Genomic DNA, 23258 nt, shown 5'->3' with positions numbered 1-23258 from the left:
CACCCCGAGGTGGTAGGGCGCCGTGTAGGTCGGGTGATACTGGGATTGGGCAGCCTGGGAACGCTTTTCGGCCCGTACCTCCCACTGGTGCATTACCCCGGCCTCAATCCCGACTACACATTGATGGAGACGTCGCAACAACTCGGAACCCCCGGTGTCGTGCTGTTGATCGCCGGATCGGTGGTGTTGCTGGCGGCAGCATGCTTGCTGTTCGAGAGAGTCCAGACCCCCGCGAGGCTCGGGGTGGTACTGGTGCTGGCGTGCCTCGAGTCCATCGGCTCTCTGTTCGTCTACGCGATCGCCTTCACTCTGATATGGACCGCAGCCCCCGAGCTCATCGACACCGACTCCCACAGGCACTATTTCGTCGAAGCCCACTTCAGATACGCCGCCCTCGTTCCGGTGCTGTCGTGCGGGTTGATGATCGCCGGTGCGGTCTGGTGGTACGTCGATACTCGCCAGGTTCGGAAGAGTGCGATATAACCGCTGCTGACGGCTGCAAGCAGCTTGGAGACACGGCATATAGTTCTGAAACACATTGCCCTGCAACGAGAGTGCCTTCAGTCCGGTGAAGCAGAAAAGGTATCGCGCAACGCCGATGGGGGTTGTTACAGTCGCTGGCAGCAGCGTTGATCCGGCCATCACCGGGTAGCTTCCGGAAGAACAGAGGTTTGTGCCTCCCAGTAGAACCGGACGTGGGCCGCACGTCATAGCGGTGAATGAAGTGGCACCGGCTTCGGCCGGTGTAAGCGGGGTGGTACCGCGGGGTTCCTTGGCATCCAAGGTGGGCTTCGTCCCCGCATGAGTTGTTCTCATGCGAGTCGATGAAGCGAGGGATCTGTTCGATGATGAGACGGGTTGTGGTTTCGCCGTTCACCGCGTTGCCGACGCGGGTGGATCTGCCGGAGTTGGATGCCCGGATTATCGACTTCTGGTCTGCCAATGACGTTTTCCGCCGCAGCGTGGAACGTACTCGCGAGGGACCGAGCTGGGTGTTCTACGAGGGCCCGCCGACGGCGAACGGCCCCCCGGGTACCCACCATGTGGAAGCGCGGGTGTTCAAGGACATCTTTCCGCGGTACCGCACGATGAAGGGCTTCGCGGTGCCGCGGCAGGCCGGATGGGACTGTCATGGCCTGCCGGTCGAACTGGCAGTGGAGAAGGAACTCCACCTTTCCGGAAAACCTGATATCGAAATGGTCGGCGTTGACGTGTTCAACGCGCGCTGCCGCGAGTCGGTGCTGCGACATGTCGGGGAATTCGAAAAGCTGACCCGCCGAATGGGGTACTGGATCGATCTGGAGCAGGCGTACACGACAATGTCACCGGAGTACGTGGACAGTGTGTGGTGGTCGCTGAAAAAGATCTTCGACGACGGTCTCCTGGCCGAAGATTTCCGGGTGACACCGTATTGCCCGCGCTGCGGCACCGCGCTGTCGGATCACGAAGTCGCCCAAGGCTATGAGACAGTAACCGATCCAGCTGTGTACGTGCGTTTCCCGCTGGCCGACAAACTAGCCGGGCTCGACGATGTGCACCTGCTGATCTGGACCACAACCCCTTGGACACTGGTGGCCAACACCGCTGTCGCCGTGCATCCGGACGTCACCTACGTCCTCGTACGCACCGCCGCCGGCGCGTTCGTTGTCGCCGAGCCGCTGCGGGAGACGGTCCTCGGGCAGCAGACCGAGACGCTGGCGCGTTTCACCGGCGATCAGCTGGCCGGACTGAGGTATTGCCGCCCGTTCGACCTGGTCGATATCCCCGATGCGCACCGGGTCGTGGTAGCGGACTACGTAACCACCACCGACGGAACAGGTCTGGTGCATCAAGCCCCGGCATTCGGTGCCGACGACCTGAAGGTGTGCCGTGCCAACGGCTTGCCGGTAGTCAACCCGGTCGCCCGCGATGGGCACTTCCTCGACACCGTGGGATTGGTCGGCGGACTGTTCTTCAAAGACGCCGACCCAGTGCTCATCGCCGACCTCACCACGCGCGGACTGCTGCTGAGATCCCAGCCGTTCGAGCATTCCTACCCGCACTGCTGGCGCTGCCACACGCCCCTGATGTACTACGCGCAGCCGTCCTGGTACATCCGCACCACCAGCGTCCGGGACGCGATGCAGCGCGAGAACCAGCACACCACGTGGTTCCCCGACCACATCAAAGAAGGCCGCTTCGGCGACTGGCTGGCCAACAATATCGACTGGGCCTTGTCGCGCTCTCGCTATTGGGGGACACCACTTCCGTTGTGGCGCTGTGAGACCGGACATGTCACTGCCATCGGATCACGGGCCGAACTGGGCCGACGTGTTGGGTGCGACCTATCGGAACTGGATCCGCACCGTCCCTACATCGACGCGGTTACCTTCGCCTGCCCCGAGTGCGGGCAGGCTGCCACCCGGGTCTCGGAGGTGATCGACGCCTGGTACGACTCGGGCGCAATGCCGTTCGCCTCGCTCGGCTATCCCCACGTTCCCGGCAGCGCAGAAGCCTTCGCGAAACGCTATCCCGCGCAATATATCTGCGAAGCAATCGACCAGACACGCGGCTGGTTCTACACCCTCATGGCCGTCGGCACCCTGGTCTTCGACCGCGCCCCGTACGAGAACGTGGTCTGTCTCGGCCACATCATGGCCGAGGACGGCCGCAAGATGAGCAAGCATCTGGGCAATACCCTGGCTCCAATTCCGCTGATGGACATCCACGGCGCCGATGCGCTGCGCTGGTTCATGGCCTGTGCCGGCTCTCCTTGGTCACCCCGCCGGATCGGTCCCGGCCCGCTCGCCGACATCACCCGCCGCGTATTGCTGACGTACTGGAACATCGCTGCGTTCTTCGCCCTTTACGCCAGCCACACCGATTGGCTGCCCGGCACTGCCCACTCTCCCAGCACTCGGCCGATCCTCGATCGGTGGATCCTCGGCGAACTACACATCCTCGCCCGCGGCGTCGACGAGATGCTCGACGGCTACGACACCGCAGGTGCGGGACGACTGCTGACCGGATTTCTCGATGATCTGTCCAACTGGTACGTGCGCCGCAACCGATCCCGCTTCTGGGACGGCGACCAGGACGCGCTGTCGACCCTCTACGAATGCCTGGATGTGCTGACGCGTCTGCTGGCGCCGATCGTGCCGTTCGTCACCGAAGAAATCTGGCGGACCGTCATCCTCCCCGGCAACCCGAGCGCTGCGGACTCGGTTCATCTCACCGATTGGCCCACCACCGATACAACATTGACCAGTGCCACCCTGTCCGAGCAGGTCGCGGCTGCTCGCGCCGTGGTAGAGGCCGGCCGTGCGCTCCGCAAGACCAGCGGCCTGCGGATCCGCCAGCCCCTGGCGCGTGGATTCGTCGGCGTGCCTCCGCACATCCATTTCCCAGCGGAGCTGATCGAGATCATCGCGGACGAACTGAACGTCAAGACGATCGAACGGTTCGATACCGCTGCCGGGCTGACCGACATAGTGGTCAAACCCGAGTTCCGTGCGCTGGGCAGACGTTTCGGCAAACAGACCCCAGCGGTTGCCGAGGCGATCCGCACGGCCGACGCCACGACTCTGGTCACTCGACTGCGTGAGGACGGAACCGCCACGATCACCGTCGGCGCCGAGACAGTCGACATCACCCGCGACGAGGTGACGATCACCGAAACTCCCCGCACCGGCTGGCTCGTCGAAACGCAGAACGGCACCACCATCGCTTTGGACATCGACATCACGCCTGAACTCGCCGTCGAGGGAATTGCCCGCGACGTCATCCGTGTCATCCAGCAAGCGCGCCGAGACGCCGGACTCGATATCTCCGACCGCATCACCGTGACCATCGCAACCAGCAGTGAGGTGTGCACGGCAGTCCAGCAACACCAGGCGCTCATCGCCGATGAAACCCTTGCAGAACAGGTCTGCCTCGTCGAAGAACTCGACCACGGCTACCACGGAACGGCCGGATCCACCGACCTCCTGGTGCACATCCGAAGAACGAGCTGAGATCCAGTAGAGCCCCGGATGTCGAGGAGCGCCGTCAATGTGATCGGCGGTATGGGTTGTGCGGGGGGTTATGGCATCAGGTTGCAGGATTGGCCGGACATGAGGCCTAGGCCGCACAGGACGATCACTCGGAGGGTGGCCAGTTCGGAGGAATTGATCGAACCTGTTGACGCTGAACCGGAATCGGCTATGGAGGTGGTTGGGCTGGGGGTGGCGGGGGCGGCTTGGGCGGTGCCGGCGGCTAGTGCGCCGGAGATCAGGCAGGCGGCCAGGAGGTGGGGGAGTTTCGGTCGCAGAATCGAATTCATTGTTGTCTCCTCGAAGTCGTGCTTCGTAGCACTCTAGGAGGGGGCTGACTCGGAGGGATGCCGCGAATTTCGGGGGCCTGCGGTGGGGTTCCGGTCGATCGTCGTTGCCTGGTTGGTAGCCGCGCATCGTCTTTCATACGCTCGGCGAGGGGCCGCCGCTGGTGGTGCTGCACGGCAATTTGCGTCAGGCCGACTTCATGGGGTGTGATGGCGGAAATCAGGGGATCGAGGGGGAAAACTATGAAGCGCATCGGATTTGGCGTGGCGGTGCTGGCCGCTGTGATCGTCGTGTCGGGGTGTTCGGACGGCGTCAAGGAGTTGAAATTCGGTGAGAGTACCGATGTTTCGGCTCTCAAGGGCGGCACGATCGGCGTGAGCGTCACGCGAATCGACGCCGGGAGCAACGCCGATCTCGCCAGCCTGGAGAACGCCTCGAAATACGCGGGGCAGACGCCGTATTACGTGCACTACGCGGTCGTGAAGAAGACCGGCGACCTGCGCGAGGACGGTGACTATGCCGCATATGACGGCGACAAGCAGCTGACACACCTGTCGGTGCAATCCGCCCTGGACTTCAGCAGTCCACTCGATCCCAAGTTGCATAAGTTCGACAAGTGCACCGACCAGGGCAGTTGGGCGCAGACCGCACCCGGTCAGACGCTGGAGGACTGCATGATTTTCCTCGCCGACCCGGGTACCGGCCGGCCGACGAAGATCGAACTGGTCTCGAGCGGCGATCACAAGGCGAAGGTTCGCTGGAGTTGATCACGAGAGTCGCTTACGCGGGTGGCCCGGCGAGTCCGTACAGCTCCGAGGGCTCCCAATACCCCTGAACGCCAGGCAGTTCGGACAGGTAACCGAATATTCGGGCATGCCCCCAACCGTGCGATTCACGCAGACCCGCGGCCAGCATCCCGAGATACCGCGCGGAGGGTTTCTGCAACACAACGGTCGCGGGATCCCAGGGAGAGGTAAAGGTCAGAACAGGAAACCCCTCGAGATCATCGACGTGGACAACGGTCTCGTACCGGCCCGGCCCGAACTGCACCCGGCTGGTGTCGAGTACTGCGTCGATGTCGAAATCGGTTGTCCGGCCGGGAATTCGATGCATCTCCTGGGTGAGGAGATCGCTGAACTGCTGCCGAGTCAGCAGGTAGCCGCGTGCCGCCGCGCCGCGCGGCCAGCCGGGTTCGGGCCGATCGGCATAGAACGCCACACCCCCGGTCCAGACGAGACTCTGCCAGGCGAAGTAGACGGTCCCCGGCAGTGCGAGGGGAGTGGTCTTCAATGGTGGTGTGCGGTCACGGAATCCGGGATAGGTGTGCGTCGTGCCCGGGGGAGTGCCGCCCTCGGCGTAGTACGCCAGCCTGCGAGCGTGCAGGTTGGAGCCGTACGCGCAGTACCAGACATGCGTCATCGTGCGCGATCGGGACGTAGCACCAGCGGCAGATACACCTGATCGACGATATCGATGATGACCGCGTCATCGATCGGAGTCCCGAACATCAGGAACTCGTTGCGCAACAGGTCTATTGCCACCATGGCCCGCCGGGAGTCCAGGGTCGAGCGGTCGACCTCACCGCGTTCCACGGCACGCTGCAACAGCATTCGGATCGTCGCGGGCCCGGCACCGTGCACGCGTTCCCTGATGAGCCGCCCGAACTCGGGATCGCGGTTCATCTCGGCGATCAGGCCACGCAGCAGGCCGCCGAAAGGCGTGGTCATCTTCGCGGATATCTGGCGCAGCAGGGAGATCACATCCTCGCGCAGCGAGCCGGTATCGGGGACATCGGCATCGGAGATGCCAATCCCCTTGTACGCGTCCATAACCAGCTCGGCGCGCCCGGACCAGCGGCGATAGAGAACGGCCTTGCTGGTGCGCGCCCGGATCGCGACCCGTTCCATGGTCAGCGCGGAGTATCCCCGTTCCGCCAATTCCTCCAGCGTGGCCATCAGAATGGCGCGCTCGAGTTCCGCACCACGGCGGCGCGGTCCCTTGCGATGGTCGAGTGTCGTCTCGACGGATTGCTCGAGGTTCACTGCCGGCGCGACTCCTGCGGACTGATCGAGAGAACGTTGCGTTCCCTCGGTTGAGGCTTTAACGTGAGAAATAGAGTACCGATAGTATCTTATGATCTTGAGGGAACCTATGACCGAGACTGTTGTGCCACTTCAGGCCCAGGATGCCCCCGCATTTCCGAGCGACCGCACCTGCCCGTATCAGCTCCCCGCCCAGTACTCCCGGCTCCGCGACGAAGCGAGCTCGCTGCGGAAAGTGACTCTCTACGACGGCCGTTCGGCCTGGGTGGTCACCAAACACGAAACGGCCCGCACGCTGCTGGCCGATCCCCGCCTGTCCTCCGATCGGGCCCACCTCGATTTCCCCGCCACCTCGGCGCGCGTGCTCAGCTTCCGGGACCGGAGACCAGGTTTCATCAGTCTCGACCCGCCCGAACACGGCCCCAAGCGGCGGATGCTGATCAGCGAGTTCACCGTCAAGCGCGTCAAGGGCATGCGGGCCGATATCGAGCAGATCGTGCACGGCTGCATCGACGATATGCTCGCCGCCGGCCCACCGGCCGATCTGGTCAGCCAGTTCGCACTGCCGGTCCCGTCCCTGGTGATCTGCCGGCTGCTCGGTGTGCCGTACGAGGATCACGAGATCTTCCAGGACGCGAGCCGACAGCTGTTGCAGGCGACGACCGCCGCCGATGCGACCGCCGCGCGAGATGACCTCTCCGCCTATTTGGATGGCCTGATCACCACGTTGCAGACCACACCGCGGCCCGGTCTGCTGGGCAGCCTGGTCGCCGACCAACTGGCCCACGGCGAGATCGATCGCGAGGAACTGGTCGCGACCGCGGTCCTATTACTCGTCGCCGGACATGAGACGACTGCCTCGATGACCTCCCTGTCGGTGATCACCCTGCTCGAGCATCCGGATCAGCACGCCGCCCTGCGCGCCGACCCCGGTCTCATCCCGGGCGCCGTCGAGGAACTGCTGCGCTATCTCGCCATCGCCGACATCGCGACCGGCCGAATAGCGAAGGCCGACATAGAGATCGACGGCCAGGTGATCAAAGCCGGTGACGGCGTGATCGTCAGCAACTCCATCGCCAATCGCGATAGTGCGGTCTTCGCGGAGCCGGACATCTTCGATGTCCACCGATCGGCCCGCCATCACATCGCGTTCGGCTACGGCGTCCACCAGTGTCTCGGCCAGAACCTGGCCCGCCTGGAACTCGAGATCATCCTCGCTGCACTGTTCGATCGCATTCCGACACTGCGGCTGGCGGTTCCGGTGGATCGACTGACGCTGCGGCCCGGCACCACGATCCAGGGTGTCAACGAACTCCCAGTCACCTGGTGACCGGTGTGCCTCCGATCGGAAAGGAGTACGCATGCGAGTGACTGCCGACCGGAACATCTGCATCGGCGCCGGCCTGTGTGCGCTGACAGCGTCCGCCGTCTTCGATCAGGACGACGATGAAGGCCTCGTCATAGTCCGAGAGGCCTACCCGGACAACAACACCCAGCCCGCCGTCCGCGAAGCGCTCAACATTTGCCCATCCGGCGCCATCGCTCTCACCGAGTAGCACCCAGTGCCGTGTGCGTCCTCGGGGACTACCCGGCCATCTAGCCCTGACCGCAAGGGGTCTGCGGGTGTGCGTGTTCTTTGCTGCCGCAGATTGTTTGTGTGTACTGGAATCGGCGGATTCCCAGGATGATTCCGATTCGGCTCCGTGGGCAATGCTGTTGCCCTCAGGGTTTGTCAATGGCAATCTGCCAGATATCGGTACGTCTTTGCTGTGATTCTCAGGTTGCCGACGATTAGCTTACGCGGTAGGTTCAGCTCACCGAGGGGCATGCGGCACGGCATATCCGAATGTCCTGCAAGCGATTCCAGCCATGTCGGTAATGGTCTGACTGAGGGCGTAGATATGAAGCAGCAGTGGGTTGGCCAGGCATGTTTCAGCAATGACGATTCCGAGTCTTGGCGTGAGCGAGCGCTCTGCGCCCAGACCGATCCTGATTCCTTCTTCCCCGAAAAAGGGAGTTCGAGCACCGCCGCCAAGCGGGTGTGCCATTCCTGTGCGGTGCGGTCGGAGTGTCTCGATCACGCCCTGCTCCACGATGAGAGATTCGGCGTCTGGGGCGGAATGTCGGCGTACGAGCGGCTCCAGCGTGGAGGAAGAACCGCCGACGGCGGGAGTTGAACGATGAGCGGCTGACGATCAGGTCAGTACGGTATCGGCTTTCGAGGTGGGGTCGGCTGTTCGCGGCTGGGCGGGTTTGCGCGACATACGGCTCGGCCACCAGTTCCACCGTCCGGCCAGTACCGCCATCGCCGGGATCATGACGGTGCGCACCACGAGCGTATCGAGCAGCAGCCCCGTGGCGATAGTGAACCCGATCTGGGCGATATTGGTGATGTCGGAGAACATCAGCGCGAACATGGTGATCGCGAAAACGATTCCCGCCGTAGTGATTACGCCGCCGGTGCGGCTGAGCGCCCGGGCTACGGCCGCGCGCAGGCCAGCGTCGGGCGCGGCACGTAACTCATCGCGGACCCGTGACATCAGGAGCAGGTTGTAGTCGGCGCCGACGGCGGTCAGGGCGATGAAGGCCATCGACGGCACCGCCCAGTGCAGCGGCTTGCCCAGAATATGCTGCCACAGCTGCACACTGAGCCCGAGCGCGGCGAGATACGACAGCAGCACCGTACCGAAAACGTACAGCGGTGCGATCAGGCTGCGCAGCGTCACCGCCAGCACCAGCAGGATCAGGATCGATGCCGCGGCGATGATGGTCGCCAGATCTCGGAAGGCCATCGCTCGCAGATCGACATAGGACTGGGACATACCGCCGGTCTCGAAGCTGGCGCCGGCGAGTGAGGTGCGGCCGGACGCCGCGCGCGCGGCATCGGCCACCTGCTGGGTCAGCGCCAAGCCCTCGGCGCTGAACGCATTCGCCTTGCCGAACACCATCATTCGTGCGGCATGCCCGTCCGGAGACAGGTAGATCTTGGTGGCGGTGGCCAGATCCTTGTTCGTCATCGCCAGGTCGGGGAGGTTGAATCCGCCCGCTGCCGGAGCGATGGTCGGGTTCTGCGCCAGGCCGTTCAGGAAGCCGACGGCTTGATCGAGTCCCGCGGGTAGCTGGTCGTATACCTGTGCCACCTGCGTGACGCCGTCGTGCAGCTGACCGGTGCCGGCGGCGAGTCCGTCGGCGCCGGTCTTGGCCTGTCCGATACCGGATCCGAGCGCACCGATTCCCTGCTGCAGCCGAGTCTGACCGTCGACCAGCGCGGTCGAACCCGCCTGTGCCGTTTGCAGACCGGTAACGAGCTGGGTGATCCCGGTCGCCAGCTGTGCCTGGCCGTCCGACAGCGCCCGCACGCCCGCACGCAGCTGCGCCAGCTCGCTCACGGCATTGCCCGCCGAGCTGCTGTCGAAGGCCGTCAGTGCGGCCTGGGCGGTGGCACACATCGGCGTGGCCGCGCACTGCGGATCGGCCGACACCATCGCCCGCAGGCCGTCGATGGCGGACAGTGGCCCCTGAACCGGGGCCAGTGCGAGATCCACCCGATTGGCGAGATCGGCGCTGCCCGTTTGCAGGCGCTGTGCCCCGGAGCTGAGTTGCACTGCGCCACCGGCCAATTGATCGATGCCATCGGCGAGCGTGTGCGAGCCGTCGACAAGTTGGGCGGCGCCCTGCCCGGCCTGCGCGGAACCGCTTGTGAGACTGCCCATTCCGGCGGCCAGCGCCTGTGCTCCGTCGTTCAGCTGCGCCACACCGCTCGACAGCCGCTGCACATCGGGCCGGGCGGCCGAGAGTTGCGTTGCCGCCGCGCCGAGCTGATTGCTCACCGTGCCGATCTGCTTGTCGACCGCGGCCTCCGGGATGGGGACACCGAGCGGTCGCGAAATCGACCGCACGGCAGCAACTCCGGGTAGTCGGGTGATCTCGGTGGAGAGTGTTTCGATCGCAGCGTAGTCCCGGGCGGTCCGCATGTCATGATCGGAGCGGATCAGCACATAGATCGGCAGCAGTTCATTGGCCGGGAAATGCGCTGCGGCAGCGGCATATCCGCGATTGCTGGGGGTGCCGGACGGCTGCGTCGCGCGTTCGTCGTAGCTGATGACCAGTGTGGGCAGCACCGCCGCGAGGGCGGCGGTGACGGCCAGCGAGGCGGCCAGCATGCGGACGGGGTGGCCGGTGACCGCGGCGGCCATCCGTTGCCAGTAATTCGCGGTCGGCCGCGCAGCGGGTTCGGCCAGACCCCAATCGGCGGCGATCGTCAATAGCGCCGGCGTGAGGGTGATCGCCGCGGCCACCGTGATCAGCACACCGATCGCACACGGGATGCCGATGGTGCGGAACACCCCGATGCGCGTGAAAGTCATGGTGGCACAGGTCAGGACAACGATGAGACCGGAGGCCAGGATGATCGGCGTGATCCGCCGGTAGGCGACCCGATACGCCTCGTGCGGGGACAGCGCCTCCCGGCGACCCTCGTGATAGCGACTGATCAGGAAGATCGCATAGTCGGTGCTCGCGCCGAGAATCATCGCCGACAGCAGCGCCACCGAGAAGATCGAGGTAGGCAGGCCGTGGGCGCCGAACAGGGACACCACCGGCCGCGCGGTCGCCAGCGCCAGCCCGATGGTGAGCAGCGCGACGAAAACGGTGGACAGTGACCGGTAGGTCGCCATGAGCAGCAGTGAGATGAGCACGACGGTCATCAGCGTGATGATGGCCAGCGCATGGTGAATGCCGTCGAGCTCGTCGGCGAATGTCGGTCCGGGACCGGTGATATCAGCCTGCAGACCCGGTGGCCGCGGGATAGCTGCCACCGCGGCGCGCACCGCGGCGATCGAGCGGGTGGCCTGGGTGGTACCGGTATCGCCGACCAGGCGGATCTGGGTGTACACGGACTTCTTGTCCGCGCTGACGACAGATCCGGCGGTGGCGGGGGAGGCCCACAGATCCATCACCGAATCGACGTGCTCGTGATCGGCGGTCAGCGCGGCCACGATCTTGTCGCAGTAGGCGCGATCGGTCGCATCGAGCGGCTCGGCGCCGGTCAGCATCAGGTAGGCAATCCCCGAACTGCTCGATTCCCCGAACTGCTTACCCATCTCGATCAGCATGCGAGAGGCAGGCGTGTCCTGCGGAATCATCGGCGTGGAGTTGTCGAAAACCGTCGATTCCAGCTGCGGCACCACAAGATTCAGAATTCCGGCCGACAGCAGCCAGATGGCCACCACCACGTACCGGAATCGCTTGACCAGTGCACCGAGTTTGTCGAGTCGGTCGGCCTGCATCCAGAAGCCCCTATCGTCACATCGTTGCCAGGATCATAGGCACAGGCGCCGAGAATTCCGCTACGGAGGCAATCTGCGCTGCATTGTTCGAAAGGCGTTCGGCGCGTGCGGGCTTGGTATCGCCGGTAGCGCGTGCGGTGCGTCGCAGACAGGGAATGCGCCCCGCTCGGACGCGGAGTCGAAGGGGGTGTTCCGGCCCCCGGGAGAGGGCTTCCGAGGCCGTCCAGTGCGGACGTGATACCCCGAAACGTACTCGGCGGTAACGTCTCTCGCGATCCGACCCGCCACCCTCGGCAATCGTTATCGTCGCCGGTCCATGCCATATCGAGGCGATTCAGCAGTGCGTGGGCTATCCTACGGTTTTAGTGGCGCTCGTCACTTCGCGAGGCATGGATGCTGGGTCCAGATGTAATCTCTTCGGTACCTGTTACCTTCAGTAACTTCCAAAGATTGCTGGGGGACAACAGTATTGAGGCATTTGACGCGCCGTGGGCAATGTGGCTCGCTATGACGATGGTGTCGACCCAGTTGCGGTGAATCCAATTCCATTTTCCCGCTGTCGATTTCGTGTCGAGTCGATGTGCGAATACGAGACATGCAGTCCCCCAGTGCTATTACCGAACTCATTGCCCATCCGGTAATCCGAACGATCGCAGCTGTGGCGTCATTGGCGACGGCACTGTCCGGCGAAGTACCCCTTTTCGCGGCGTCCGGGCCGAACCGGATCGGCCTCGCGGCGCCGACACTGTCGTCGGCTTTCTGCCAACCACCTCCCATTGACCCGGCCCCGACGGGCAGGGGGCTGCCCGCTGCCCCCGACCGTCCACCGTGACCATGCCAAAGGAGTTCAGCGCCATGGACAACCCCGCGCTACCGTCCGTACTACGCCAGAGTGTCGGCCTGGCTGTGCGCCCAGAGTTCTCGGCGGATCCAGTCGAGCAGCACGCTCCTTCGCCGGTCGACCAGCTGACCTCGGTCACCCACAGATTGCGCGAAATCCTGTACACGGGTGAGGAATTCGACTCCGTATACCGTCACGTGCTTGCGGCTCCCGGCAAGCGGGTGCGCGCCCGTCTGGTGCTGGCCTGCTCCGGCTTGCTTCCGGGCGCCGTCGCGGCGCCGGTGGATGATGCTGTCGACCTGGCCTGCGCGATGGAGATGTTCCACGAGTCCTCGCTCGTGCACGACGATATCTGCGACGGCTCGCTGCTGCGGCGAGATGCACCGTCGGTCCCCGCGGCCTTCGGCGTCCGCACCGCCGCCCGTGCCGGATTTCACTTGGCGGGCATAGCTTTACAGGTGGTTGCACGGGTGCTGGCCGACAATCCGGTGGTATTCGAGCGGGTCGGTGAGGCTCCCGGCATCACCTATGCCGACCGGCTCTCGGACCTGTCGTTCGGTCAGCTCATCGAGACTCTGCCGCCCTCGGTCGACGACGCCGCGCTGCGCCGCCACTACGAACTGGTGGCCGGCGCGAAGACCGGCACCCTGTTCCGGCTCTCGTGTTCCTACGGCGGTACCGCAGGCGGCGTCGACATCGAGCGATTGCACGCCCTGATGGAGTACGCCGATCAGCTCGCTCTCGCCTTCCAGATCATGGACGACGTCCGGGACATCGAGGGCGGTCCGGCCCTGGGCAAGGATGCCGGCGGCGATCTGGAACGCCGGGTGCCGACCTGGCCGGTGATCGAGTGGCTGTCCAGCCGGCCCGGCGCTCGCGAAATGTGGCTGTCCGAAGACACTTCCAGCGTCACGCTGCAGGACGATCTGATCGACAGCGGCGCGACCCAGGTCGCCCGGGCGGTCGCCGTGCGGGCCACCGAGGCGGCCGACAAGGCGCTGGATGTGTTCCCCGCTTCACCCGCGCACGACGATCTGCGAAACCTGTTGCAGCAGGTGATCTCCCGATGAGCGGAACCAGACTCGGCACCCTGGCCTACGGTCTGCGGCACCTGCGCCGCGCACCGGATATCGCCGCACTGCGGGCGGCCCCCACACCGGACGAACTGGCTCGGCTGGCACTGATCCCCGCAGGCCGAAACCTGGGCATCGCAGTCGGATTCCTCGCGCCCGGACTGCGGGCCGAGGCCACCGCCGCCCTGCTGTCTTGCCGCGTGCTCGACGCGTACGAGGACCTCATGGACCGCGCGGTGGCCAGCAGTGCCGTGCGCGCCGCGGCGGCGTACCTCGCCGGCGACGACACCCCGCCACCGCCGCTGCCCGCGGTCACCGTCCGCGACAGCGAAGCGGTCGATCTGGTGCTGGCCGAACGCATTGCCGATGTGCGGGCGCTGCTGTCGGCGCTGCCCGGCGACGGGCGCGAACGCGTCGGCCGCATGCTGGTCGACATCGGCGACGTCATGGCCCGCAATATCGATTCGCCGCTGCCCCGCTTCGCCTACGGCGAGGGCGTACTCGGGCGAGTCACGCACTACGCCTGTGCCCTGGCCGCCGAAGACGCCTTCGCCGAGGCGGATCTGCGTGAGCTGACCGCCTGTGTCGGCGTCATCGCACAGTCGGCCAACGACCTGCGTGACGGCGAATTGGCACTCTACGGTGCCGCCGATGACGAAGAACTGACCCGCATGGTGATGCTGCGGCTGCTGACCCCGGCGCTGGGCGGTGTCGCGCTGCTGGCCCGGATGGGCCCGCGCACCAGGAGCCGGGGAGCGCGCGCCGCGATGGCGTACATGACGATCACCACGGCCGGATTCCTCTGCCGCGCAGTCGATGCGCCCGCGCCCTACCGGCGTCAGATCGGCGCGGCGGCCCTGGCGGCATGTTCGGCCACGTACTGGAACAAGATGCTCGAGCGGGTGCGGAACTCCGCCGATGCGGCGATTCACCTGGTGCTCAACGGATCTCCGGATCCCGAGGGCGAGCCGGGGCCGGCGACGGATGTGCTGAGTTCGGGGGATGCCCGGGCGATGTCGTCCTCGATCGTGCCGCTGATCGTGGACACCACCTTCGCGCTGGTGCGGACCCTGCCCGACGAACCGCTCACCGGCAAACTCCCGGACCCGGACGTGCGCGCCATGATGATCGCCGATCACCTGGCCTTCGGTGCGCTGGAACGGTTGCCGGCGCACCGCCCCGACGCGATGGCCGCACTCGCCAAGACACTTCAGCTCGCCGCTCTCGACACCTCGACCCAAGGAGCCCGACCGTGAGCACCCTTCGCACACCCCGCCCCCTCGACACCACTACCCAAGGAGCTCTGCGATGAGCACCGCAACGCCTCCCTCTCGCACCGGAACGCCCGTAACAGCCTCTGAGGCAATACCTTTCAGCAAGAGGGTGCTGAAGCTCGAATACCCGTCGAATGTCGGCCCGCTGCTGCACATCGCGCTGTGGCTCGGGTTCCTGTCCATCGGCCTGTTCGTGCCGATCGCCACGAACTGGTACCTGGCGGTGCCGCTGATCATCCTGCTGTCGCTGCTGAATCTCTCGCTCACCATCGGTGTGATGCATATGCACACCCATCGGCCGCTGTTCGTCTCGCATCGACCGAACCGGGCGGTCGACATTCTGTGCTCGCTGCCGGGCAATCTGACCGCGGCGGAGATGCGCGAGGTGCACGTCCTCAATCATCACCGCTTCAACGACGGCCCCGGTGACGTCACCACCACCGTCGGATACGAACGCGGACTCTCCGCCATCTGGTACTGGGTCCGATACGGCGCGATCGTCAAATACAACACGATGCGAACGATTTTCGCCGCCGATCCCACGCCCCGCCGCCGGAAGACCCGCCACCAGTTCATCTTCGATCTCGCAATGTACGTGGCGATCATCGGAACCACCTGGTACTTCGTCGATTTCAACCGGTTCGTGCTCTTCTACTGGGTCCCGTTCTTCATCACCCAGGTCAACGCCGGCTACTTCGCCTGGCTCAGCCATGCCCCCGCGCGCGAATACGAGGACGACCCCAGCACCTCGCTGAACAATGCGGGCAATATCCTCAACTTCCTGATCTTCAACCAGGGCTACCACAGCGTGCACCACCGCTACCCGGGCATCCACTGGAGCCAGATCCCGGACAAGCTCGACTACATGCGCAAGGTCGATCCCGGCGTCATCGTTCCCTACTGGATGGTGGCCCAGTCCGGATGGCGACTGGCGGTGCCCGGCGGCTTCCTCAACGAGCGCTACGGCAACAAGTGGAAGGCGCGGCTGGAGACCCGGCTCGAGACCGATACCGTCCGCAATCGTTTCCTGCCGTGGTTCGCATGGATCTGATCACCCAGGAACAGGCACGGGGCGTGCTGACGACTCGTTCTCGGCTCGTCCCGTTCCTGATCGCCTTCGCCGCATACGGTTTCGCCGGCATCACCGTGCCGATCATGCTGCTGTTCGCCGGCGGCTGGTGGCTGCCCAAGACGGTGGACAAGGGACCGCACCTGGCGACGCTGCCCTCGATCGTCATCGATGTGCTGCTGCTGGCGCTGTTCGGCCTGCAGCACTCGGGCATGGCACGCCCCTCGTTCAAGGCTTTCATCACCCGCTGGGTGCCGGAGGCCCTCGAGCGGACCGTGTACATCGTCATGGTCTGCGCGGTGATGTGGACGATCTTCCTGTGCTGGCAACCGATTCCGGCGCAGCTCTGGTCCGCACACGATTGGGCCGCAACGGTTTTGGACGCCGGTTTCTGGCTCGGCTTCGTGCTGGTCTACGCCGCCACCATCCTGCTGAACCACTTCCACCTGCTCGGCATCAGTCAGGCCTACCGCCAGTACGTGATCCGGGTGCCCGATGCGACGGTCGACCGGCTCCAGGTGCAGGGACCGTACCGGCTGGTGCGGCACCCGCTGATGACCGGCCTGCTGATCTCCTTCTGGTTCGCCAGCACATTCACTGTGGGACATCTGATCTGGGCGCTCGGGGTCACCGGGTACATCCTGCTCGGCACCTTCCTGGAGGAGCGTGATCTCATCGCTCGCTTCGGTGCGGCCTATCGCGCCTACGCCGCCGAGGTTCCGGCCTTCTTTCCCGCGGTGCTCAGCCCGGCCGCGCGGGCCCGTCTTCGTGGGCGGTCGTAAGAGCCCCGCTACCTGGCACTTTCCCCGATCAGGGAACACGCAGGCGACCGTTTCCGAGTGAGGAGAGGAATCGACGTGAACAGTCATCGAGTTCGCGAGCGCGGCACCCGCACCACCGCCCGGACGGGCATCGCCCGAGGAACCGGGCGCGCCCACAGTAAGGCGATTCTGCTGGGCGAACACACTGTCGTGCACGGCACGCCCGCTATCGCGTTCCCCGTTCCCGCCCTGTCGGTGAGCGCTATCGCCTGGCGGGGGCGGCCGGTGACAATACCGCAGCCCACCGATTCGCCTGCGGGACTGCGCTTTACGGCGGGCAACCCGCTCACCGCCGACACCGAGATGTCCGGGCCACGTGTCGCGGTCGACGAGGCATTGCGGAGGTGGGGGCTTGCCGAGGAGGTCGTCGAGATCGTTCTCGATTGCGGCGATATCCCGCCGGCGCGTGGCCTGGGGTCCAGCGCGGCGTGCGCCGGCGCCGCGGTGCGCGCGGTCGCAGAGCTCTACGGCAGGAGTATCGACGCCGAGACCCTCTACGAATTGGTGCAGTGCGGTGAACAGGTCGCGCACGGCCGGGCCAGCGGCGTGGATGCCAGCGCCGTGCTCGCGTCCGGGCCGATCTGGTTCCAGCAGGGTGCGGCCCGCCCGGCGCAGGTCGGCCTGGACGCGGTGCTGGTGCTCGCCGACACCGGAATGCCCGGCGCCACACAGCATGCGGTGGCCGCGGTCCGCCGCACACTGGATCGCAACCCCGTCGATGCCGGGCGGATTCTCGATCGCGCGACAGAGCTGGTCGAGTCCGCCGCCGACGACCTGGAGGCGGGGCGCGTACAGCCTTTGGGCGCAACACTTCTCGACTTCCAGGACCTGCTCGCCGAACTGGGCGTCAGCACCCCGGAGATCGACACGCTCGTCTCCGCCGCTGTCGGCGCCGGAGCGCACGGCGCCAAGCTCACCGGCGCCGGACTCGGCGGCTGCGTTCTCGCGCTCACCGACATCGGCGGTGCCGCTGCGGAGGTGAGCGCGGCGCTGCGCCGGGCCGGTGCCGTGCAGACCTGGATCGTGCCCGTCACCTCTGGCCAGCACCCATTCCCTTCCCATACGAGACCGGAACGCGGTACCCGCCAATGACATTCACACCTGTAGAGCTGGAAGTCGACACCCGCGTCGAGATCGGCAGCGAGGCGATCGCGGTCGCCCATCCGAATATCGCCCTGGTCAAGTACTGGGGCAAACGCGATGAAGCACTTGCCCTTCCCGTCACGGGCAGCCTGTCGATGACGCTGGACATCTACCCGACCACCACCACCGTGCGGCTGATCGAGGGGCCGTCGGACGTGGTCGAGCTCAATGGCAGCACCGCGACAGGAGCGTCGTACGCCCGAGTCGCGCGTTTCCTGGATCTGATCCGCGCCCGCTCCGGCCGCAGTGAGCACGCCCTGGTCGTCTCCGCGAATACCGGGCCGACCGGTGCGGGCCTGGCCTCCTCGGCAAGCGGTTTCGCCGCACTGGCCGGCGCGGCGGCGGCTGCCTACGGGCTCGGGGCCGATTCCCGCGCACTGTCGCGGCTGGCCCGGCGCGGTTCCGGTTCGGCGTCCCGATCCATTTTCGGGGGATTCGTGGTCTGGCATGCGGGGGAGGGCGAGGGCGAAGCAGGCGATCTGAGCTCGTACGCGGAACCGATCGGCGGCGAGGCACTGGACCCGGCGCTGATCGTCGCTGTCACCGATCACCAGGAGAAGGCGGTCTCGAGCCGCGAGGCCATGCGGCGCACCTGCGCGAGCTCCCCGCTCTACCCGGGATGGGCCGGTGATTCGGCGCTCGCGCTCGACGAGATGCGCAAAGCGATTGCACGCCAGGACCTTCCGGCGGTCGGCGAGATCGCCGAGCGCAATGCCCTGGGCATGCACGCCAGCATGCTCATGGCCAGGCCGCCGATCCGGTACCTCTCACCGCAGTCGATCGCGGTGCTGGATGCGGTACTGGCTCTGCGCGCCGACGGCATTGCCGCCTACGCCACAATCGATGCCGGACCCAATGTGACAGTCCTGTGCGCCCGCGCCGACGAGGACCGGGTGGCCGCGACCCTGCGTGCGGTCGGCGACTTCGTCGATACCCGCACCGCGCATCTCGGACCGGGCGCGACGCTGGTCTCGGGAGGTGATCGATGATCACCTCCCGCGCCCCGGGCAAGCTGTTCATCGCCGGTGAGTACGCCGTGGTCGAGCCGGGTCACCTGGCGGTTCTCACGGCGGTCGATCGCTTCGCGGAGGCTATGGTCAGCGAGTCGAAAGACGCTGATACGCAGCTGCATTCGGATCTGGACGGCGGTGCGACGCTATCCTGCCGACGCGTCGGCGACCGCATGATCCCCGCGACCGCCGACGGCGCCGTGCCCGCGTCGTTCGCATACGTCTTCGCGGCTGTCTCGGTGCTCGATCGGTTGCTCGTCGAGCGCGGAATCCCCGCGCGTGCCTACCGGCTCGATATCAGCAGCGGCCTCGGCGACGCGGACGGCAGGAAGTTCGGCCTAGGCGCGAGCGCGGCCGTGACCGTGGCGACCGTTGCGGCCCTGGGGCGGTTCTACGGGCTCGGGCTCAGCGCGATGGACCGGTACCGATTGGCGATGCTGGCCACCGTATCGATCAATCCGAAGGCCTCCGGCGGCGATATCGCCGCCAGCACCTGGGGTGGCTGGATCTCCTACCGCTCGCCCGACCGCGCCCTGATCTCAGAGGTGCTCGCGCACAACGGCGTCGATGCCGCACTGAGTGCGCCGTGGCCGGGACTCGCGGTGCACCCGCTGCCCGCGCCGACCGAGCTCACCATGCAGGTCGGCTGGACCGGAAAACCCGCATCCACACCGGCATTGGTGGCAGGACTGGGCAAGAGCTCCCGGCAGCTGAGCGACCGCACCGCCTTCCTGTCGCACAGCAACGCATGCGTCGACCGACTCACCGCCGCCCTCGAATCCGGCAACTCGATCGGCATCAGTGACGAGATCCGCTGCGCCCGAGACCTTCTCATCGACCTCGACACCACTGCGGGGCTGGGCATCATGACGCCGCTACTGGAGGCGCTGTGCGAGGCGGGGGAGGCGGTCGGCGCCGCGGCCAAGCCCTCCGGCGCCGGCGGTGGTGACTGCGGTATCGCGCTCCTCGACCGCACCCGCTCCGCCGCCCTGCACGAGCTCACCGACCGCTGGGTCACCGCGGGTATCCGGCCGCTGCCGCTGCGGACACATCCATCCGAGGGGGAGTGTCGATGATTGCCGACCGCAAGGACGACCATGTGCGCCATGCCGTGAGTCAGCGCCGCCAGGACAGCGGCGCCAGCGATTTCGACTCGGTGACCTTCGTGCACCATGCGCTCGCGGGAATCGACAGCCAGGACGTTTCGCTGGCCGTCGAATTCGCCGGAAAAAGCTGGGACACACCGCTTTTTGTCAATGCAATGACGGGAGGCAGCCCCCGGACCGGAGAGATCAACCGGCTGCTGGCCATCGCCGCCCGCGAGACCGGGGTTCCGATCGCCTCCGGATCGATGAGCGCCTATTTCCGTGATCCCGAGGTCGCCGGCACCTATCGCGTACTGCGACAGGAGAATCCGCACGGCTTCGTCATGGCGAATGTGAACGCCACGGCCACCGTGGATCAGGTGCATCGTGCGATCGATCTGCTCGAGGCCGATGCCCTGCAGATCCATCTCAATGCGGTGCAGGAGGTCGTCATGCCCGAGGGCGACCGGTCCTTCGGGTCCTGGCCCCGCCAGATCGAGCAGATTGTCGCGCACAGTCCCGTTCCGGTGATCGTCAAGGAGGTCGGATTCGGTCTCAGCAGGCAGACCGTCACCTGGTTGCGCGAGGCCGGGGTCGCGGTCGCCGATGTCGGCGGCCGGGGCGGCACCAATTTCGCCCGCATCGAGAACGACCGGCGCAGCACCGCGGATTTCGGCTTCCTCGACAGCTGGGGTCAGTCCACGCCGAACTGCCTGCTGGACTGCGCCGGCGTCGCGGGCATCGATATCGCCGCCTCCGGTGGCATTCGCTCGCCCATCGATATGGCGCGGGCATTGGCCCTGGGCGCGAAGGCGACCGGCGTCGCCGGGGCCTTCCTCGAGATAGTGGTCGGCCGCGATGAGGCGGCGCTGGTCGAGACGATCCGTACCTGGCTCGGGCAACTGCGGCAACTACTGACCGTGCTCGGCTCCCGCACACCCGCGGATCTGGCCGGATGCGATCTGCTGCTCACCGGTGACGTGGCCACATTCTGCGGGCTGCGCGGTATCGACGTGGATTCCTATGCCCACCGGAGCTCCTGGTGGAGCGAATCGAAGAGTTCGACAAGGAGTCACCCATGAACGACATGTCCTATGCGGCAGTCCCGATGCAGTGGGTGGGACCGCTGCGGATTACCGGCAATATCGTCGACGACAGCGTGGACGTACCGCTCGCGACCTACGAAACGCCCCTGTGGCCCTCGGTCGGGCGCGGCGCGCGAATCACCACGCTGACCGGAAAAGGCGTGGTGGCAACACTTATCGATGAGCGCATGACCCGCTCGATCCTGCTCGAAGCCGATGACGCGTACACCGCGCACACCACCGTCACCCGGCTCAAGGCCGAATTCACCCAATTGCAGGCGGTGGTCGCGGGCAGCAGCCGATTCGCGGAACTCATCGATCTGCACCACCAGATCACCGGGAACCTGCTGTTCCTGCGCTTCGAATTCACCACCGGCGACGCCTCGGGCCACAATATGGCCACGCTCGCCAGCGACCATCTGATGGACCACATTCTCGAGACGATGCCCGGCGTGCGGTACGGCTCGATCTCCGGGAACTACTGCACGGACAAGAAGGCCACCGCTGTCAACGGAATCCTGGGCCGTGGCAAGAACGTTGTCACCGAACTGCTCATACCCCGGGATGTCGTGGAGAACCGACTGCACACCACCGCCCGGCAGGTCGTCGAGCTGAATATCCGCAAGAACCTGATCGGCACGCTGCTGGCCGGTGGAATCCGTTCCGCCAATGCGCATTACGCCAATATGCTGCTCGCGTTCTATCTGGCCACCGGGCAGGACGCCGCGAATATCGTCGAAGGATCCCAGGGCATCACCCATGCCGAGGATCGCGGCGGCGACCTCTATTTCTCGTGCACGCTGCCCAATCTCATCGTCGGCACGGTCGGAAACGGCAAACACGCGAGCTTCGTCGACGAGAACCTGACCCGCCTGGGCTGCCGGGCGGAACGCGAGCCGGGCGGCAATGCCCGCCGGCTCGCCGTCCTCGCCGCGGCCACTGTGCTGTGCGGCGAACTCTCGCTCATGGCGGCGCAGACCAATCGCGGTGAATTGATGCGCGCACACACCCAATTCGAACGGCCCACCTCGAGCAACGGAATACAGCGATGACCACACAGCCGGTCGGGATACACGACCTTTCGTTCGCCACCACCCACTACGCCCTCGATCACGCGGTACTCGCCGAACGGCTCGGCGTGGACGTGGACAAGTACTACCTCGGTATCGGCCAGGAAAAGATGAGCGTGGCCGCCGCCGACGAGGACATCGTCACCATTGCCGCGGCGGCCGCGCGGCCTATTTTGGCGCGGCACGGCACCGACGATATCCGGACGGTGCTGCTGGCCACCGAAAGTGGTGTCGACCAGTCCAAGGCGGCGGGCCTCTACCTGCACTCGCTGATCGGCCTGCCCAATACCGCCCGGGTCGTCGAAATCAAACAGGCCTGCTACGGCGGCACGGCCGGGCTGCAGTTCGCCGCCGGGCTCATTGCCCGCGATCCGTCGCAGCGCGTACTGGTCATCGCGACCGATATCGCCAAGTACGAGCTCGATTCCCCGGGAGAGCCGACGCAGGGCGCCGCCGCGGTCGCCATGCTGGTCAGCGCGAATCCGGCGATCCTGCAACTGGATCCGCAGTCCGGGCTCTACAGCGCCGACATCATGGACTTCTGGCGGCCCAATTACAGCACCGCCGCCATGGTCGACGGCAAGACCTCCGTCAACGCCTATCAGAAGGCCGCCCAGGAGGCGTGGACCGATTACCGGCGCAGGGGTGGCCGGGAGCTCACCGAGTTCGCCGCATTCTGCTATCACCAGCCCTTCACCAAAATGGCCTACAAAGCGCACCGCCACCTGCTCGAAAGCCAGGGCCACACGGCGGACGCGGCCGAGATCGACGCCGCGATCAAGGACACCACCCTCTACAACCGCACGGTGGGCAACAGCTACACCGCCTCGCTCTACCTCGGCCTGATGTCGCTGCTCGATCACGCGGGGGATCTGACCGACCGGGCGCTCGCCTTCATCAGCTACGGATCCGGCAGTGTGGCCGAATTCTTCAGCGGCACTGTGCAACCCGGATACGCCGAGCATCTGCGCACCGATGCCAATCGGCAGGCCATCAGCACGCGGGAGACGCTCGATTACGAGCGCTATCGCGAACTGCACGAGGCGCACTCGCCGACCGACGGCATGTACCACCCCACCCTCGAGGAGACCAGCCGCCCATACCGGTTGTCCGCCCTCTCCGGCCACAAGCGCATCTACGAATCCCGGTGAGGGGCACC

At 65.7% G+C, this 23258-nt stretch carries 19 protein-coding genes and 1 pseudogene; 16 read left to right on the top strand and 4 right to left on the bottom strand.

Annotation, left to right across the window (positions count from 1 at the left end; all coding sequences use genetic code 11):
* Positions 1-45 precede the first annotated feature (45 nt).
* Both ABZX86_RS29215 and ileS read left to right on the top strand, forming a co-directional pair.
* On the top strand, positions 46-483 hold the full coding sequence (locus ABZX86_RS29215; RefSeq protein ID WP_355127870.1) for a hypothetical protein: 438 nt from the start codon (positions 46-48) through the stop codon (positions 481-483).
* Between the two features lie 362 nt (positions 484-845).
* Positions 846-3992: an isoleucine--tRNA ligase gene (ileS, locus tag ABZX86_RS29210; protein ID WP_355127869.1), complete on the top strand. Its 3147-nt coding sequence runs from the start codon at positions 846-848 to the stop codon at positions 3990-3992.
* A 68-nt stretch (positions 3993-4060) separates the two neighbouring features.
* Here ileS and ABZX86_RS29205 read toward each other — a convergent pair whose 3' ends face one another.
* Positions 4061-4300 (bottom strand): hypothetical protein, encoded by a 240-nt coding sequence (locus ABZX86_RS29205; protein WP_355127868.1) that lies wholly within the window; start codon positions 4298-4300, stop codon positions 4061-4063.
* A gap of 240 nt (positions 4301-4540) precedes the next feature.
* On the opposite strand from ABZX86_RS29205, the gene ABZX86_RS29200 reads away from it, so the two are divergent.
* On the top strand, positions 4541-5065 hold the full coding sequence (locus ABZX86_RS29200; protein WP_355127867.1) for a hypothetical protein: 525 nt from the start codon (positions 4541-4543) through the stop codon (positions 5063-5065).
* Between the two features lie 13 nt (positions 5066-5078).
* Here the strand turns inward: ABZX86_RS29200 and ABZX86_RS29195 are convergent, their stop codons facing one another.
* Positions 5079-5717, bottom strand: coding sequence for a histone deacetylase (locus tag ABZX86_RS29195; protein ID WP_355127866.1), 639 nt, complete (start codon positions 5715-5717; stop codon positions 5079-5081).
* Entirely contained in the window at positions 5714-6340 is a 627-nt protein-coding gene (locus ABZX86_RS29190) for a TetR/AcrR family transcriptional regulator (protein WP_355127865.1), read from the bottom strand. The genes ABZX86_RS29195 and ABZX86_RS29190 overlap by 4 nt, the downstream gene beginning before the upstream one ends.
* Before the next feature lie 109 nt (positions 6341-6449).
* Between ABZX86_RS29190 and ABZX86_RS29185 the strand changes: the two genes are divergently transcribed.
* The 3 genes and pseudogenes from ABZX86_RS29185 to ABZX86_RS29175 form a co-directional block, all read left to right on the top strand.
* Positions 6450-7670, top strand: coding sequence for a cytochrome P450 (locus ABZX86_RS29185; protein ID WP_355127864.1), 1221 nt, complete (start codon positions 6450-6452; stop codon positions 7668-7670).
* Positions 7671-7701: 31 nt separating this feature from the next.
* On the top strand, positions 7702-7896 hold the full coding sequence (locus ABZX86_RS29180) for a ferredoxin (RefSeq protein ID WP_355127863.1): 195 nt from the start codon (positions 7702-7704) through the stop codon (positions 7894-7896).
* Positions 7897-8289: 393 nt separating this feature from the next.
* Positions 8290-8517, top strand: a pseudogene (locus ABZX86_RS29175) (WhiB family transcriptional regulator); the annotation flags it as partial.
* Between the two features lie 18 nt (positions 8518-8535).
* Here ABZX86_RS29175 and ABZX86_RS29170 read toward each other — a convergent pair.
* Positions 8536-11628: an MMPL family transporter gene (locus ABZX86_RS29170; protein WP_355127862.1), complete on the bottom strand. Its 3093-nt coding sequence runs from the start codon at positions 11626-11628 to the stop codon at positions 8536-8538.
* Positions 11629-12483: 855 nt separating this feature from the next.
* Here ABZX86_RS29170 and ABZX86_RS29165 point away from each other — a divergent pair.
* From ABZX86_RS29165 to ABZX86_RS29120, 10 genes are all read left to right on the top strand, one after another.
* Positions 12484-13539, top strand: coding sequence for a polyprenyl synthetase family protein (locus ABZX86_RS29165; protein WP_355127861.1), 1056 nt, complete (start codon positions 12484-12486; stop codon positions 13537-13539).
* Entirely contained in the window at positions 13536-14798 is a 1263-nt protein-coding gene (locus ABZX86_RS29160) for a hypothetical protein (protein WP_355127860.1), read from the top strand. Before ABZX86_RS29165 ends, ABZX86_RS29160 begins: the two co-directional genes overlap by 4 nt.
* A 127-nt stretch (positions 14799-14925) precedes the next feature.
* Positions 14926-15867 (top strand): fatty acid desaturase, encoded by a 942-nt coding sequence (locus tag ABZX86_RS29155; protein WP_355127859.1) that lies wholly within the window; start codon positions 14926-14928, stop codon positions 15865-15867.
* Positions 15858-16667 carry an isoprenylcysteine carboxylmethyltransferase family protein gene (locus ABZX86_RS29150; RefSeq protein ID WP_355127858.1) on the top strand — a complete coding sequence of 270 codons (810 nt, stop codon included), beginning with the start codon at positions 15858-15860 and terminating at the stop codon, positions 16665-16667. Before ABZX86_RS29155 ends, ABZX86_RS29150 begins: the two co-directional genes overlap by 10 nt.
* Positions 16668-16742: 75 nt before the next feature.
* On the top strand, positions 16743-17798 hold the full coding sequence (gene mvk, locus ABZX86_RS29145) for a mevalonate kinase (RefSeq protein WP_355127857.1): 1056 nt from the start codon (positions 16743-16745) through the stop codon (positions 17796-17798).
* On the top strand, positions 17795-18838 hold the full coding sequence (mvaD, locus tag ABZX86_RS29140) for a diphosphomevalonate decarboxylase (RefSeq protein ID WP_355127856.1): 1044 nt from the start codon (positions 17795-17797) through the stop codon (positions 18836-18838). Before mvk ends, mvaD begins: the two co-directional genes overlap by 4 nt.
* Positions 18835-19935, top strand: a complete 1101-nt coding sequence (locus tag ABZX86_RS29135; RefSeq protein ID WP_355127855.1) for a phosphomevalonate kinase — start codon at positions 18835-18837, stop codon at positions 19933-19935. Before mvaD ends, ABZX86_RS29135 begins: the two co-directional genes overlap by 4 nt.
* Positions 19932-21026 (top strand): type 2 isopentenyl-diphosphate Delta-isomerase, encoded by a 1095-nt coding sequence (gene fni / locus ABZX86_RS29130; protein ID WP_355127854.1) that lies wholly within the window; start codon positions 19932-19934, stop codon positions 21024-21026. The genes ABZX86_RS29135 and fni overlap by 4 nt, the downstream gene beginning before the upstream one ends.
* Positions 21023-22081 (top strand): hydroxymethylglutaryl-CoA reductase, encoded by a 1059-nt coding sequence (locus ABZX86_RS29125; protein WP_355127853.1) that lies wholly within the window; start codon positions 21023-21025, stop codon positions 22079-22081. The genes fni and ABZX86_RS29125 overlap by 4 nt, the downstream gene beginning before the upstream one ends.
* Positions 22078-23250 carry a hydroxymethylglutaryl-CoA synthase gene (locus tag ABZX86_RS29120; RefSeq protein WP_355127852.1) on the top strand — a complete coding sequence of 391 codons (1173 nt, stop codon included), beginning with the start codon at positions 22078-22080 and terminating at the stop codon, positions 23248-23250. The genes ABZX86_RS29125 and ABZX86_RS29120 overlap by 4 nt, the downstream gene beginning before the upstream one ends.
* Positions 23251-23258 lie beyond the last annotated feature (8 nt).

This window comes from Nocardia sp. NPDC006630 (assembly GCF_040611495.1).
In the GTDB taxonomy this organism is placed as follows: domain Bacteria; phylum Actinomycetota; class Actinomycetes; order Mycobacteriales; family Mycobacteriaceae; genus Nocardia.
The sequence above is the reverse complement of the archived record's forward strand: the minus strand, read 5'-3'. Positions and strand labels throughout refer to the sequence as shown.

Coding starts and splice junctions, on each gene's coding strand:
- ileS (WP_355127869.1), top strand. CDS start 846: ATGATGAGACGGGTTGTGGTTTCGCCGTTCACCGCGTTGCCGACGCGG.
- ABZX86_RS29205 (WP_355127868.1), bottom strand. CDS start 4,300: ATGAATTCGATTCTGCGACCGAAACTCCCCCACCTCCTGGCCGCCTGC.
- ABZX86_RS29200 (WP_355127867.1), top strand. CDS start 4,541: ATGAAGCGCATCGGATTTGGCGTGGCGGTGCTGGCCGCTGTGATCGTC.
- ABZX86_RS29195 (WP_355127866.1), bottom strand. CDS start 5,717: ATGACGCATGTCTGGTACTGCGCGTACGGCTCCAACCTGCACGCTCGC.
- ABZX86_RS29185 (WP_355127864.1), top strand. CDS start 6,450: ATGACCGAGACTGTTGTGCCACTTCAGGCCCAGGATGCCCCCGCATTT.
- ABZX86_RS29180 (WP_355127863.1), top strand. CDS start 7,702: ATGCGAGTGACTGCCGACCGGAACATCTGCATCGGCGCCGGCCTGTGT.
- ABZX86_RS29170 (WP_355127862.1), bottom strand. CDS start 11,628: ATGCAGGCCGACCGACTCGACAAACTCGGTGCACTGGTCAAGCGATTC.
- ABZX86_RS29165 (WP_355127861.1), top strand. CDS start 12,484: ATGGACAACCCCGCGCTACCGTCCGTACTACGCCAGAGTGTCGGCCTG.
- ABZX86_RS29160 (WP_355127860.1), top strand. CDS start 13,536: ATGAGCGGAACCAGACTCGGCACCCTGGCCTACGGTCTGCGGCACCTG.
- ABZX86_RS29150 (WP_355127858.1), top strand. CDS start 15,858: ATGGATCTGATCACCCAGGAACAGGCACGGGGCGTGCTGACGACTCGT.
- mvaD (WP_355127856.1), top strand. CDS start 17,795: ATGACATTCACACCTGTAGAGCTGGAAGTCGACACCCGCGTCGAGATC.
- ABZX86_RS29135 (WP_355127855.1), top strand. CDS start 18,835: ATGATCACCTCCCGCGCCCCGGGCAAGCTGTTCATCGCCGGTGAGTAC.
- fni (WP_355127854.1), top strand. CDS start 19,932: ATGATTGCCGACCGCAAGGACGACCATGTGCGCCATGCCGTGAGTCAG.
- ABZX86_RS29125 (WP_355127853.1), top strand. CDS start 21,023: ATGAACGACATGTCCTATGCGGCAGTCCCGATGCAGTGGGTGGGACCG.
- ABZX86_RS29120 (WP_355127852.1), top strand. CDS start 22,078: ATGACCACACAGCCGGTCGGGATACACGACCTTTCGTTCGCCACCACC.